Annotated in this window: 11 protein-coding genes; 2 read left to right on the forward strand and 9 right to left on the reverse strand. The window is 72.2% G+C overall.

Going from position 1 to position 13,193, the window contains the following annotated elements; translation table 11 throughout:
* The first annotated feature begins 109 nt into the window (after positions 1–109).
* Entirely contained in the window at positions 110–1,114 is a 1,005-nt protein-coding gene (locus V4Y04_RS14365) for an RDD family protein (protein ID WP_332428232.1), read from the forward strand.
* Between the two features lie 32 nt (positions 1,115–1,146).
* Here V4Y04_RS14365 and V4Y04_RS14370 read toward each other — a convergent pair whose 3' ends face one another.
* The 9 genes from V4Y04_RS14370 to V4Y04_RS14410 all read right to left on the reverse strand — a co-directional run bounded on the left by V4Y04_RS14370 (position 1,147) and on the right by V4Y04_RS14410 (position 12,285).
* Complete coding sequence (locus V4Y04_RS14370; RefSeq protein WP_332428233.1) at positions 1,147–1,761, reverse strand: hypothetical protein; 615 nt, start codon at positions 1,759–1,761, stop codon at positions 1,147–1,149.
* Positions 1,762–1,942: 181 nt separating this feature from the next.
* Positions 1,943–3,400, reverse strand: coding sequence for an adenosylhomocysteinase (gene ahcY / locus V4Y04_RS14375; RefSeq protein WP_332432838.1), 1,458 nt, complete (start codon positions 3,398–3,400; stop codon positions 1,943–1,945).
* A gap of 433 nt (positions 3,401–3,833) precedes the next feature.
* Positions 3,834–4,808, reverse strand: a complete 975-nt coding sequence (locus V4Y04_RS14380; protein WP_332428234.1) for a cation diffusion facilitator family transporter — start codon at positions 4,806–4,808, stop codon at positions 3,834–3,836.
* Positions 4,809–4,952: 144 nt separating this feature from the next.
* Entirely contained in the window at positions 4,953–6,104 is a 1,152-nt protein-coding gene (gene manA / locus V4Y04_RS14385) for a mannose-6-phosphate isomerase, class I (protein ID WP_332428235.1), read from the reverse strand.
* A 296-nt stretch (positions 6,105–6,400) separates the two neighbouring features.
* On the reverse strand, positions 6,401–7,528 hold the full coding sequence (locus V4Y04_RS14390; RefSeq protein WP_332428236.1) for an SIS domain-containing protein: 1,128 nt from the start codon (positions 7,526–7,528) through the stop codon (positions 6,401–6,403).
* Positions 7,529–7,649: 121 nt separating this feature from the next.
* Positions 7,650–7,820, reverse strand: a complete 171-nt coding sequence (locus V4Y04_RS14395; protein WP_332428237.1) for a Trm112 family protein — start codon at positions 7,818–7,820, stop codon at positions 7,650–7,652.
* Positions 7,821–8,344: 524 nt separating this feature from the next.
* Positions 8,345–9,709: a phosphomannomutase/phosphoglucomutase gene (locus tag V4Y04_RS14400; protein ID WP_332428238.1), complete on the reverse strand. Its 1,365-nt coding sequence runs from the start codon at positions 9,707–9,709 to the stop codon at positions 8,345–8,347.
* 327 nt (positions 9,710–10,036) lie between these two features.
* On the reverse strand, positions 10,037–11,653 hold the full coding sequence (locus V4Y04_RS14405; RefSeq protein WP_332428239.1) for an L-lactate permease: 1,617 nt from the start codon (positions 11,651–11,653) through the stop codon (positions 10,037–10,039).
* A 260-nt stretch (positions 11,654–11,913) separates the two neighbouring features.
* Complete coding sequence (locus V4Y04_RS14410; RefSeq protein ID WP_332432839.1) at positions 11,914–12,285, reverse strand: DUF3499 domain-containing protein; 372 nt, start codon at positions 12,283–12,285, stop codon at positions 11,914–11,916.
* 448 nt (positions 12,286–12,733) lie between these two features.
* Between V4Y04_RS14410 and V4Y04_RS14415 the strand changes: the two genes are divergently transcribed.
* Complete coding sequence (locus tag V4Y04_RS14415) at positions 12,734–13,183, forward strand: metallopeptidase family protein (RefSeq protein WP_332428240.1); 450 nt, start codon at positions 12,734–12,736, stop codon at positions 13,181–13,183.
* Positions 13,184–13,193 lie beyond the last annotated feature (10 nt).

Raw genomic sequence — 13,193 nt, forward strand, 5'->3', positions numbered from 1 at the left:
GGCCGACTCGGCGGTACGGGATGATCGGCTGGTCGTACTGCGGTGCGATGCGCCATCAGCTTGGCAGACTGGCGGTGTTCCGGGCAGGGCAGGGGAAGGGCGTGCGAACGTGAGTGAGCTGGTGACGGGCGAGGCTGTGGCGTTGGAGCTGCGCCCCGCGAAGCTGCCCAGCAGGGCGCTGGCCGTGCTGCTCGATCTGGTCGCGGCGGTGACGGTCTATGTCGTGGTGACCATCGCACTGGTGGCTGCCACCGCTTCGCTGGACCAGGCGGCCCGGACGGCGATCTCCCTCACGGTCTTTCTGCTGTTGCTGGTGGGCGTGCCGATGGCGGTCGAGACGCTCAGCCATGGACGGTCGCTCGGGAAGATGGCGTGCGGGCTGCGGGTGGTGCGGGACGACGGTGGGCCGATCCGTTTCCGGCACGCGCTGGTGCGGGGCCTGATAGGTGTGATCGAGATCCTGATGACGATGGGCGTCGTCGCGTGCATCGCCTCGCTCGTGTCGTCGCGGGGGCGGCGGCTCGGAGACGTCTTCGCCGGGACCCTCGTCGTTCGGGAGAGACTGCCGGTCGGTCCCGTGAATTCGGTACCGCCGCCTCCGCCCTGGCTGGCCGGCCGGTTCTCGGGGCTCGATCTGTCCGCGGTGCCGGACGGACTGTGGCTCGCCGTGCGCCAGTACCTGACGCGGATGCGGCAGCTGGACCCGCAGGCGGGCCACGCGATGGCGGAGCGGCTGGCGGCGGACCTGGCGGACCGGACGGGGGCACCGGTACCGCAGGGCGTGCCGGCGGCTGCGTACCTGGCGGCGGTGGTGCAGGAGCGGCAGGCCCGGGACGCTCGGCGTGCCTTCGGGCACGGTACGAGTGGAGCGGGGGCCATGGCCGGCGGGTTGGTCGGCACCTCCGGACCGGCAGGTGCGTACGCTCCGCCGCCCGTCCGTCAGCCGGTTCCCCCGACCGCGTACCCCTCCATTCCCGCTGCCCCCTCCCACCCCACCGGTTCTTCGAGTCCTTCTGTTCCCTCTGCGCCCGGCGTTCCCGCCCCGCCCGCCGCGCCCGTGTCTCCCCCTCCGGCGGCCGAGGGCCCGTCGACCGGGTTCGTGCCGCCGGCGTAGGGCGCGTTCGGGGCGGTCGCCGGGGTTGTCGGTCAGCCGAGGGCCGAGGGGGGTGACTCGAGGTCCTCGAGTTCGATGCCGGGGGCCGCGAGGACCACGTCCCCGGAGAGGTGCACGGTGTGCTGCTCGCCGGTGTCCAGGGCTGTGACCTGGTATTCGTCCACGGTCAGAGGTCCGTTGTCAGTGGTGTGTGCTTCTCTTTCCACCAAGGTCCAGGACTGGTCCACGGTGAGCGGGGCGAGCACCGGATCCGTGAAGGCGACGAGCCGTACGCGGGTGGCCGGGGCGGAGGGGGTGAGGCGCAGGAGACGGGCGGTGGCGATGAGGAACGCGGGTGAGGAGCCGGTGAAGGCGTGGGCGCGCACATTGCCTTCGGTGGCGTGGGTTCCGGTGGGGTCGGTACGGACCCAGGTGACGCCGTCGAGGGCGGCGCCGCGGACCTGCCAGCTCGCGGCGTGCAGTTCGAGTCGGATGGGGCGGCCGAGTTCGTCGAGGGCGAGGTCGACCGAGCCCAGGTGATCGCCGGACGGGGCGGTGAGCCGGGAGACGTAGCGCCAGCCGGAGGGGCCGGGGGCGCATTGGAAGTGCTCTTCGGCGAGGGGGGTGTGATCGTGCGGATCGTGGAGCGAATAGCGGCCGCGGGGCATGGGGGTCCTGGGTCTTGACGGGCCGGCCCGGTCACTGGCCGGACAACGGGACAGGCCCCCGGCACGGGGGTGCGGGGGCCTGTCCCGGAGGGTCCTGCCGTCGGGGAGCGCGCCGGTTCACGGGCGTGCTCCCCTCGGCGGGAGTCTCGGCCCGGTGGGCGTCGACTCCTCGGGCGTCGGCTCAGTAGCGGTAGTGGTCCGACTTGTACGGGCCCTCGACCGTCACACCGATGTACGCGGCCTGCTCGGGGCGGAGGGTGGTCAGCTTCACGCCGAGTGCGTCGAGGTGCAGCCGGGCGACCTTCTCGTCCAGGTGCTTGGGCAGCACGTAGACGCCGGTCGGGTACTCGTCGGGCTTGGTGAACAGCTCGATCTGGGCCAGGGTCTGGTCCGCGAAGGAGTTGGACATCACGAACGACGGGTGGCCGGTGGCGTTGCCCAGGTTCAGCAGGCGGCCCTCGGAAAGAACGATGAGGACCTTGCCGTCGGGGTACGTCCAGGTGTGGACCTGCGGCTTGACCTCGTCCTTGACGATGCCGGGGGTCCCGGCGAGCCCGGCCATGTCGATCTCGTTGTCGAAGTGGCCGATGTTGCCGACGATGGCCTGGTGCTTCATCTTGGCCATGTCGGCGGCCATGATGATGTCCTTGTTGCCGGTCGTGGTGACGAAGATGTCGGCCTTGTCGACGACCTCGTCCAGCGTCGTGACCTGGTAGCCGTCCATCGCCGCCTGCAGCGCGCAGATCGGGTCGATCTCGGTGATGATCACGCGGGCGCCCTGGCCGCGCAGGGATTCCGCACAGCCCTTGCCGACGTCGCCGTAGCCGCAGACGACGGCGGTCTTGCCGCCGATCAGCGTGTCGGTGGCGCGGTTGAGGCCGTCGATCAGGGAGTGGCGGCAGCCGTACTTGTTGTCGAACTTCGACTTGGTGACGGCGTCGTTCACGTTGATCGCCGGGAACAGCAGGGTGCCGTCGCGGTGCATCTCGTACAGGCGGTGGACGCCGGTCGTCGTCTCCTCGGTCACGCCGCGGATCTCGGACGCCAGCTGGGTCCACTTCTGCGGGCTCTCGCTCACCGTGCGGGTGAGGAGTTCGAGGATGACGCGGTGCTCGTCGGACTCGGCGGTGTCGACCGAGGGGACCTTTCCGTCCTTCTCGTACTCGACGCCCTTGTGGACCAGGAGGGTGGCGTCACCGCCGTCGTCCAGGATCATGTTCGGGCCGCCGGTGGGGGTGCCGGGCCAGGTCAGCGCCTGCTCGGTGCACCACCAGTACTCCTCCAGCGTCTCGCCCTTCCAGGCGAAGACCGGGATGCCCTGCGGGTTCTCGGGCGTGCCGTCGGGGCCGACGGCGATGGCGGCCGCGGCGTGGTCCTGGGTGGAGAAGATGTTGCAGGACGCCCAGCGGACCTGAGCGCCGAGGGCGGTCAGGGTCTCGATGAGGACGGCGGTCTGCACGGTCATGTGCAGGGAGCCGGTGACACGGGCGCCGGCCAGGGGCTGGGCCTCGGCGTACTCCTTGCGGATCGCCATCAGGCCGGGCATCTCGTGCTCGGCGAGGGTGATCTCCTTGCGGCCGAAGGCGGCCAGGGAGAGATCGGCGACCTTGAAGTCCTGTCGGTTGTCGACAGTCGTCATGAAGAGCTGCTCCTCGGGATGTGGGTCGAGGTGGGTACGGCTGTTCTGCGCGGCGGCGGGCACAAGGGTGCCCTGGGAGGGCATGGACATGCCCTCGTGCGCGCAGCGCAGTCCGTCGGAGGCCCTCTCTCCCTCGGCCGGTCCGCAGGGGGACCGCCCGACCGCCATCAGCAGCGACGTCTGGCTCCGTCCCAAGCTACACCGACGGGCCCGGCCGCCCCCAGCCTGTCGCCGAACACATCGGGCCGAACACGGAGAGCAAGGAAACGGAGAGCAGGGAAACGGAGGGCAGGGAAACGGAGGGCACTGGACGGCGGTGAAACGCGACGACCACCGGGGCCGCGGTGGTCGTCACCGGTCGGTGGTCGTGGCCGGTCGGTGGTCGTGGCCGATCACAGGGTGCGCCGGCCGGTGGGGCCGGGCGGCTGCGGGCTCAGTGTTCCGTCAGGGCCGGGCCGCCCGGGGTGGCTGCGGCGTCGGCACCCTTGGCGGCCTCGGACTCGCGGTAGATGTCGGGCTCCAGGTAGATCACGCGGGCGATCGGCACGGCCTCGCGAATGCGGGACTCGGCGGCGTCGATGGCGGCGGCGATCTCCGTGGCCGTGCCGTCGTGGCGTACGGCGATCTTCGCGGCGACCAGCAGTTCCTCGGGACCGATGTGGAGGGTGCGCATGTGGATGATGCGGGTGACGGTGTCGCCGTCCACGGCGGCGGCCTCGATCTTGCGGGTCTCCTCGGCGCCCGCGGCCTCGCCGAGCAGGAGCGACTTCGTCTCGAGCGCGAGGACCACGGCGATCAGGATCAGCAGGACGCCGATGCAGAGGGTGCCGATGCCGTCCCAGACGCTGTCGCCGGTGAGGAGGGCCATGCCGACGCCGCCCAGGGCGAGGACGAGGCCGACGAGGGCGCCGAGGTCCTCCAGGAGGACGACCGGCAGCTCGGGGGCCTTGGCGTGGCGGACGAACTCCTTCCAGGAGCGGTCGCCGCGCACCGCGTTGGACTCCTTGATGGCGGTGCGGAAGGAGAAGGTCTCGGCGATGATCGCGAAGACCAGCACACCGACCGGCCAGTACCAGTGCGTCAGCTCGTGCGGGTTCTTGATCTTCTCGTAGCCCTCGTAGAGGGCGAACAGGCCGCCGACGGAGAACAGCACGATGGAGACGAGGAAGGCGTAGATGTAGCGCTCGCGGCCGTAGCCGAAGGGGTGTTGCGGGGTGGCCTGCCGCTGGGCCCGCTTGCCGCCGACCAGCAGCAGGGCCTGGTTGCCGGAGTCGGCGACGGAGTGCACGGATTCGGCGAGCATCGACGAGGAGCCGCTGAAGAGGAACGCCACGAACTTCGCTACCGCGATCGCTGCGTTGGCGACGAGTGCCGCAACGATCGCCTTTGTTCCGCCTGACGCGCTCATGTGTCCGCGTTGTCCCTTCGTACGCCGTTCACGGGCCCGGGCGGGCGCCTTGGTGCGCCGCCCGGGTGTTGTCCGTGCTGTAGCGGGGGGACATTGTTGCAGCCCGATCGGGCTGCGGGGGGTCGGATCGTCGTCGTCCGGCGGTCAGGCGACGACCGTCGCCCTGAACAGGGTTCCGGTACCGGACACTTCGGCCTTTTCGCCGGCGGGGACGAACACGGAGGTGCCCGGGGACAGTTCGTGCTCGCCCGCGCGTACGGAGCCGGCCGTGCAGAGCAGGATCTGGGGGGTGGCCAGGGTGAGGTCGTGGGCGGTGGTGCCGGCGGGCAGGACGTAGCGGGAGAGCCGGAACTCGTCGGTGGGGGTGTCGTAGAGCTCCTCGCCGTCCGGTGCGGCCTCCGGGCGCAGCACGCCCGGGTCGCGGGACTCGAAGCGGACGATGCGCAGGAGTTCGGGGACGTCGACGTGCTTGGGGGTCAGTCCGCAGCGCAGGACGTTGTCGGAGTTGGCCATGATCTCGACGCCGAGGCCGTTCAGGTAGGCGTGCGGGACGCCGGCGCCGAGGTAGAGGGCCTCGCCGGGCTGGAGCCGGACGTGGTTGAGGAGCATGGCGGCGATGACGCCGGGGTCGCCCGGGTAGTGGTGGGCGATGTCGGCGTACGGGGCGTGGTCGCCGCCGAGGCGGTCGCAGGCGGCGGCCGCCTCGGTGACGGTGCGGGCCATCTCGTCGCGGTCGGCGGTGAGGATCGCGGTGAGGACCTCGCGCAGGGCCGCTTCCTCGGGCCGGGCGTGCAGCAGGTCGACGTACGGCTTGAGGGAGTCCACGCCGAGGGCGTCGAGCAGTTCGGCGGCGCGCAGCGGGTCGCGGAAGCCGCAGAGGCCGTCGAAGTCGGTGAGGGCGCAGACCAGTTCGGGCTTGTGGTTGGCGTCCCTGTAGGTGCGGTGCGCGGCGTCGGCGGGGACGCCACGTCGTTCCTCGTCCGCGTAGCCGGCCTTCGCCTGCTCCAGGTCGGGGTGGACCTGGAGGGACAGCGGCCCGCCGGCGGCGAGGAGCTTGAGGAGGAAGGGCAGGCGCGGACCGAACTTCGCGACCGAGGCCGCGCCGAGTTCCCGCTCCGGGTCGGCGGCGATGACCTCGGCGAGGGTGCCCCGGCCGGTGCCCGAGGGCGCGCCGGGGTGGGCGCCCATCCACATCTCCGCCTGCGGCTCGCCGGTCGGTTCGACGCCGAGCAGCTCGGCGATGGCGGTGGTGGAACCCCAGGCGTAGGGGCGGATGGTGTTGTCGAGGCGATCCATCGGACCTCTTTCGAGGAAACCACCGGCTGCGGCCGGTGGGGGAATCGAATCCCTGGTGTGCGTCTCTGGTGTCCCGCGAGGGATCGGTTCGGGCTGGACCGCAGCCCTCGGGTCGGAAGCCCCCTTCCTTCGGGAGGGGAGCAAAGTCACGGGGTTCTCTCTGGATGTCCTTCGGCAGGTTCTCGTACGGAGGGCGGGCCGCCCGGGTCAGGCCGTCCACCTCTGAACGTCCGGGCGGGCCGCCCGGCAGGCCGCCCCGGGTCAGGCCGTCCCCGGGCAACCCGTCCCGGACATGATCAGGCTCTCGAGGTGAGCGCCAGGTAAACGGCGGCGAAATCCGTGACGGCGATCAGCTCGGCGAGGGTCTCCAGTTCACCGCCCTCCTCCGGTTCGAGTTCGCTGATCGGTGTGTCGTGGCCGAGGGCCAGCTCACGGGCGGCCGGGGCGGCGGTGAGGCCGCCGACCGGGCGGTCGCGGAGCAGCACCACGCGCGCGTGCAGGGCGGGGGCCTCCTCCACGCGGTCGCGGAAGAAGTCGTCCGGGTCGGCGCGGCCGGCGAGCGGGCCTGCCAGCAGGGTGCCGTGCGCGCTGAGCGCTTCGGGGAGTTCGGCGACGACGGCGGGAGTACCGGACAGTTCCGCGAGCGCGGCGGCGAAGCGGCGGCCCGCGGGGCCGGCCGAGGTGCCCTCGGTCCACACCACGGGCAGCGCGTCGGCGAGTTCGGACGCCAGGGTCTTGGCGGGGTTGCTGTAGGTGGCAATGGCCGGGCCGCAGCGTTCCGCGATGCGGTCGAGGCGGTCGGCGACCTTCTCCAGGACGTCCGGCGGGGCGGTGAGCAGGCCGGCGCGGTCCAGGATCGCGAGCAGTGGGGTGAGCAGCGCCCACAGAACTCCGGGGGCGGAGGCGGCGAGGGGTTCGTCCTGGTCGTGGGACATGGTCGCCATGGGGACGAACAGGCCGTGGGAGCCGTTGACCGCGTCGGCGAGCGGGGACCGGGCGGGGGCCACGGCGACGACGGTGCAGCCGCGGCGATAGGCCTGTTCGGTGAGCAGGGACAGGCCCGGCTCGGTGCCGTCCGGGGTGGCGATCAGGAGCAGGTCCACGGAACCGGTCCAGCCCGGCAGCTCCCAGCGCAGCGCGCCCGCGGCAGGTGCCACGCCGGTGGGCGCGAGCCGGGTGACGGGGCTGCCCGCGCCGGCGAGCGTGCCGAGGAGGTCGGCGGTCTGGGTGGCGGCCGCGCCGGGGCCCGCGATGAGGACGGCACGGGGACGGCCGTCGGGTTTGAGGTCGTGGACACCGGCTTCGGCCACATGCCGCGCGGCGGTACGGACACGGGCGCCCGCTTCGGCGGCGCCGCGGAGCAGCCCGCGGCGGTCGGCCTCGGCGAGGCCCTCCGGTGAGTCGAGCAGCGATTCGTCGAGCATGGGGCGGCTGCCTCCGATCGGCGGGGCGTCGTACGCGGAGCGTCTTACGCGGGGCGTCGGTACGCGAAGCGTCGTACGCGGGGCGGCGGGTCGCTGGTGCGCAGGGTCGCCGGGTCGTCGGTCAGGCGGGGTGACGGGCCTCGTCGACGAGGAGAACGGGGATGCCGTCGCGGACCGGGTACGCCAGGCCGCACTCCTGGCCGGTGCAGATCAGCTCGTTGTCCTGCTCCTCGAGGGAGGAGTGGCAGGCCGGGCAGGCGAGGATCTCCAGGAGGCCGGTTTCCAGCGGCATGGGGTGGGTTCCCTTCGGGGCGGGCGTATGCGGATGTGCCTGGTCAGGGTACCGCCGGTGGGGGCGTGGCGGGCGAGCAGCGGGTGTCGGGTCCGACGGGCCGGTCCGGCGGGGCGCGCGGTGGCCGTCGGCGTAACGACCTCACCCGCGACAGCGAGCGGGCTCCCGACGCCCTGCGGCTTCGCCTCCGGCGTCGTCGTCGGTCGCGATGGCTCCGCCATCACTCCCTCCTCCGCCCTGGAGGCGAAGCCGCATGACGCCGCTCGCCGATCCACTCCCCATCACGGGTGAGGTCGTAAGCCCTGGGCACGGCGTGGCGGTGCGCGCGACGGGCCGGTCCGCCCCGGCCGACGCACTCCATCGCACTCCGACGCACGGGGGGACGGGGGCGGGGGCGGGGGACGGCCGCAGGTCACACGCGGACCGGTCCTCGCGGCACCCGACGCCGGCGGGCGCGGGCGCCGTTGCGGGGTGCCGTACAGGCCGCTCAGCCGGCCGCGAGCGGTTCAGCCGGCGCGAGCGGATCAGCCTCGGATGACGGCCAGGGCCTCGTCGCGGATCCTGGTCATGGTGGCCCGGTCCCGGGCCTCCGCGTTCAGGCGGAGGAGGGGTTCCGTGTTGGAGGGGCGGACGTTGAACCACCAGTCGGCGGCGGTGACGGTGAGACCGTCCAGTTCGTCCAGGGTGATGCCGTCGCGGCCCTCGTAGGCGGCCCTGATCGCGGCGAGGCGGGCCGTCTGGTCGTCGACCGTGGAGTTGATCTCACCGGAGCCCACGTAGCGGTCGTACTGGTCGACCAGGGCGGACAGGGTGCCCTGCTGGCCGCCGAGGGCGGCGAGGACGTGCAGGGCGGCCAGCATGCCCGTGTCGGCGTTCCAGAAGTCGCGGAAGTAGTAGTGCGCCGAGTGCTCGCCGCCGAAGATCGCGCCGCTGGTGGCCATCTCGGCCTTGATGAAGGAGTGGCCCACGCGGGTGCGTACCGGTGTGCCGCCGTTCTCCTCGACGACCTCCGGCACCGACCAGGAGGTGATCAGGTTGTGGATGATCGTGCCCTTGCCGCCGTTGCGGGCGAGTTCGCGGCAGGCGACCAGGGCGGTGATCACGGACGGGGAGACCGGCTCGCCGCGCTCGTCGACGACGAAGCAGCGGTCGGCGTCGCCGTCGAAGGCGAGGCCGAGGTCGGCGCCCTCCTCGCGGACCCGCTGCTGCAGGTCGACGAGGTTGGCCGGGTCGAGCGGGTTGGCCTCGTGGTTGGGGAAGGTGCCGTCGAGTTCGAAGTACATCGGGACGACGGTGAGCGGCAGACCGGCCAGGACGGTGGGGACGGTGTGCCCGCCCATGCCGTTGCCCGCGTCGACGACGGCCTTCAAGGGCCGGACGGAGGTCAGGTCGACGAGGGAGCGCAGGTGTGCCGCGTAGTCGTCCAGCGTTTCGCGGCGGGTGACGGTTCCCGCCGTGGCGGCCGGCTCGGGGGCGCCCGACTCGCTCCACTTCTCGACGAGTTCGCGGATCTCCGTCAGGCCCGTGTCCTGGCCGACGGGCGCGGCGCCCGCGCGGCACAGCTTGATGCCGTTGTACCGGGCCGGGTTGTGCGAGGCGGTGAACATCGCGCCGGGCAGGTCCAGGGCGCCGGAGGCGTAGTAGAGCTGGTCCGTGGAACAGAGGCCGATCTCGGTCACGTCGACGCCCTGGGCCGCGGCGCCGCGGGCGAAGGCGCCCGACAGGCCGGGCGAGGAGGGCCGCATGTCGTGCCCGGTGACGATGGCGCTCGCCCCGGTCACGCGCGCGAAGGCGGCGCCGAAGAGCTCGGCCAGGGGCTCGTCCCACTGGTCGGGGACGACCCCGCGTACGTCGTACGCCTTGACGATCTGTGACAGATCAACAGCCACGGCCAGCCCTTCCGGAGGTCCTGTCGGTCACCACAAACTACCCGCAGAGGATGACACTCCGCTGCGGGCAGTCCCGTGGTGACCGGCCGGTTCGTGTCCGGTAGGCGGCCGCCTCGTGCCCGGTGGGCGGCTGGGCTCGCGCCCGGTGGGCGGCTGGGCTCGCGCCCGGTGGGCGGCTGGGCTCGCGCCCGGTGGGCGGCTGGGCTCGCGCCCGGTGGGCGGCTGGGCTCGCGCCCGGTGATGACCGGCCGCCTCGTGCCCGGTGGTGGACAGCCGGGCACGAGCCGGACGGTGGTGGACAGCCGGGCTCGCGGACGCCGCCTCGGGTCAGGGCAGCATCCACCCGAGTACGAAGGTGCTCTGTCCCACCACGATCAGGCACATGACGAGGAGCAGGCCGAGGCTCCAGGACAGCACCTTGCGCAGCAGGTCTCCTTCCTTGCCCGCCAGTCCGACGGCGGCGCAGGCGATGGTGAGGTTCTGCGGCGAGATCATCTTGCCGAGGACACCGCCCGAGCTGTTCGCGGCCGCCAGCAGCTCGGGCGACAGTCCGGACTCCCTCGCGGCGGTCACCTGGAGGGCGCCGAAGAGCGCGTTGGCCGAGGTGTCCGACCCGGTGACGGCGACGCCGAACCAGCCGAGGACGGGTGACAGGAAGGCGAGTCCGGCACCGGCGGCGGCCACGGAGTAGCCGATCGTCGCCGCCTGGCCGGAGAGGTTCATGACGTAGGCGAGCGCCAGTACCGAGGTCACCGTGAGGATCGCGAACCGCAGTTCGTACACGGTCGCGAGCCATTCCCTGACCGCCACGCGCGCGTGCAGGCCGAGCACGAACGCGGTGGCCACGCCGGCGAACAGGACGAGGGTGCCGCCGGTGGAGACGATGGGCCAGGTGAACACGTTGGCGCCGACCGGATCGCCGTTCGGCGCGGCGACGTCGAGGAGGGGCCAGTCGAACTTCCGGGTCGCCCCGGCCAGCCATTCCTTGATCGCCGGGATCTGCGCGACGGAGAAGATCACCACGATCAGCGCGTACGGGGCGTACGCCCGCACGACCTCGCGGCGCGGGTCGTCCTCGTCCAGTTCCTCGCTGCGGGCACCGGTCAGCACGGAGGTGCGTACGGCCTCGGAGGCGGGCACGCGCGAGTGCGGTACGGCGACCAGGGCGGCCGCACCGGCCATGGCCGCGGCGATGTCCGCGAGTTGCGCGGAGACGTAGTTGGAGGCGACGAACTGGGCGACGGCGAAGGCGACTCCGCAGGCCACCGCGGGAATCCAGGTGTCCCGCAGCCCGCGCCGCCCGTCCACCAGCCAGACCAGCACCAGCGGCACCACGAGGGCGAGCAGCGGGGTCTGGCGGCCGACGACGGACGCCACCGAGTCCAGCGGCAGGCCGGTCACCTGGGCGAGCGTGACGACCGGCGTGCCCATGGCCCCGAACGCCACCGGCGCGGTGTTGGCGACGAGCGCGACGACGGCGGCCCGGACCGGGTCGAAGCCGAGGGCCACGAGCATCACGGCGGAGATCGCGACGGGAGCCCCGAATCCGGCGAGCGCCTCCAGCAGTGCCCCGAAGCAGAAGGCGACGACCAGGGCCTGGATCCGCGGGTCGTCGGAGAGCCGTCCGAAGGAGCGGCGCAGGATGTCGAAGTGCTGGGTGCGGACCGTCATCCGGTACACCCACAGTGCGTTGACGACGATCCACATGATGGGGAAGAGGCCGAAGACGGCTCCCTGGACGGCGCTGGAGAGTGTCTGGTCCAGAGGCATGCGGTAGGCCAGGCAGGCCACCAGTACGGCACCCGATAAGCCGATCAGGCCCGCCAGGTGCGCTTTCATGCGCAGGCCGCCGAGCAGGACGAGGACGATCACGAGGGGCAGCGCCGCCACGAGGGCGGACAGACCGAGTGAGCCGGCGACGGGTTCCAGTTCCTGAACGTACACGGACGCGCCTCCTGGATTCCGCGATGCGGAAGAAGAATCTCGCTACGTCCTCGGAATGGTCGTGTCCTCGACAAGTGCGCGTCAATGGGCGTGCGGCACCTTACTCACGGGGCAGGTGGGGCGAGAGGGAGCAAGGGCCGGTGAACACGGACGACCGGCACAAGAGATCGACACGGACGACCGGCACGGACATGCGAACGGACGCACACGCGAAGACCGTTCAGGGCTCGGGCGTCAGGGCTGGAGCGCGGCTGCCGACGTCAGTTGTCGGGAGAGCGGAGCACGCGCAGGTGGCCGCGGCGCGCGACCTCCATCGGGTCCGCACCGCGCCCCGCACCGCCGGCCGACCGCTCCTGGGGGCGGGCCGCTTCACGCACCGCGTCCGCGAGCGCCTCGAGGTCGTCCCCGCTGGGCCGTGCCGGGGCCGAACTGTCGAGCAGACGGACGACCTCCCAGCCGCGCGGCGCGGTGAGGCGCTCGGAGTGCTCGGCACACAGGTCGTAGCAGTGGGGTTCGGCGTGGGTCGCGAGCGGGCCGAGGACCGCGGTCGAGTCCGCGTAGACGTACGTCAGCGTCGCAACGGCGGGACGGCCGCAAGCGGTGCGCGAACAGCGACGTACAGGGCTCACGATGTTGGACGGTACCGCACTCTTGAGCGGGCCGCGACGACTCCCCTCCTGCGCATTCCCCCGTGTCGTGGCCGGAAAGACCTCCTGCGTCCCTGTCGGCGCACCCTGTTCGACCTGCTCCGACGCCCGCGTTCGGAACGTGCACCGCCTTCCCTTCGGTCATCACTTGGTACAAAAACCGCCAAATACCTTGAGATCACCGGACCATGAAAGATATGGAATCGCGCCGAACCTTGGCCGGAACGGTCATGCGACGACATGCCGATCCGGACGGCCCGCCACCGTGCCCCGACGCCGTACGGAGCGGCGTCCCGGTGCCGTGCGGGAGCCGTCGTCCGGAGCCGGCGTCCGGAGCGGCGGGGAGCAGGATGCCGGGCCCGTGCGAGGCCGAGGCCCGGAAGCCGTGTGGGGGCCGGGCGCGTCGGACCGGCGGAGACTACGCTTCACCGTGATGGACACCCCTGTGACGCCCCGTGCCGCCGACCGCGGGCCCCGCCGTCGTGATCGCCACGGCCGGGGCATGCGCGGGCCGATCGCGCCGCCCCAGGTGCCGCTGGCCGCCAGCCGCGCGGAGACGTTCGCGGATCTGGTGCAGGATTCCGTGGAGCGGCTGGAGCGTCGGTGGCCGCAGCTGACCGACATCGACTTCCTCGTGCTGGAGGTCCCGCGCCTGGACGCGCCCGGAACGGGGTGGAGCGACGAGGCGGTGCCGCTGGGCGGCGCCGTGCCGGCCCACGAGGGACAGCCCGCGCGGGTCGTGGTCTACCGCCGGCCGGTGGAGATCCGCACCAAGGGACGCGACGAGCGGGCGGCGCTGGTCCACGAGGTCGTCGTGGAGCAGGTCGCCGAACTGCTCGGGCTGACGCCGGAGACCGTGGATCCCCGGTACGGCGAGGACTGATACGACGAGG

This window comes from Streptomyces sp. P9-A2, from assembly GCF_036634175.1.
GTDB lineage: Bacteria > Actinomycetota > Actinomycetes > Streptomycetales > Streptomycetaceae > Streptomyces > Streptomyces pratens.

Bases quoted from the DNA above. Each gene is read 5' to 3' on its own strand.
- V4Y04_RS14395 (WP_332428237.1), bottom strand. From the start codon at position 7,820: ATGCCGCTGGAAACCGGCCTCCTGGAGATCCTCGCCTGCCCGGCCTGC.
- ahcY (WP_332432838.1), bottom strand. From the start codon at position 3,400: ATGACGACTGTCGACAACCGACAGGACTTCAAGGTCGCCGATCTCTCC.
- V4Y04_RS14370 (WP_332428233.1), bottom strand. From the start codon at position 1,761: ATGCCCCGCGGCCGCTATTCGCTCCACGATCCGCACGATCACACCCCC.
- manA (WP_332428235.1), bottom strand. From the start codon at position 6,104: ATGGATCGCCTCGACAACACCATCCGCCCCTACGCCTGGGGTTCCACC.
- V4Y04_RS14415 (WP_332428240.1), top strand. From the start codon at position 12,734: ATGGACACCCCTGTGACGCCCCGTGCCGCCGACCGCGGGCCCCGCCGT.
- V4Y04_RS14380 (WP_332428234.1), bottom strand. From the start codon at position 4,808: ATGAGCGCGTCAGGCGGAACAAAGGCGATCGTTGCGGCACTCGTCGCC.
- V4Y04_RS14390 (WP_332428236.1), bottom strand. From the start codon at position 7,528: ATGCTCGACGAATCGCTGCTCGACTCACCGGAGGGCCTCGCCGAGGCC.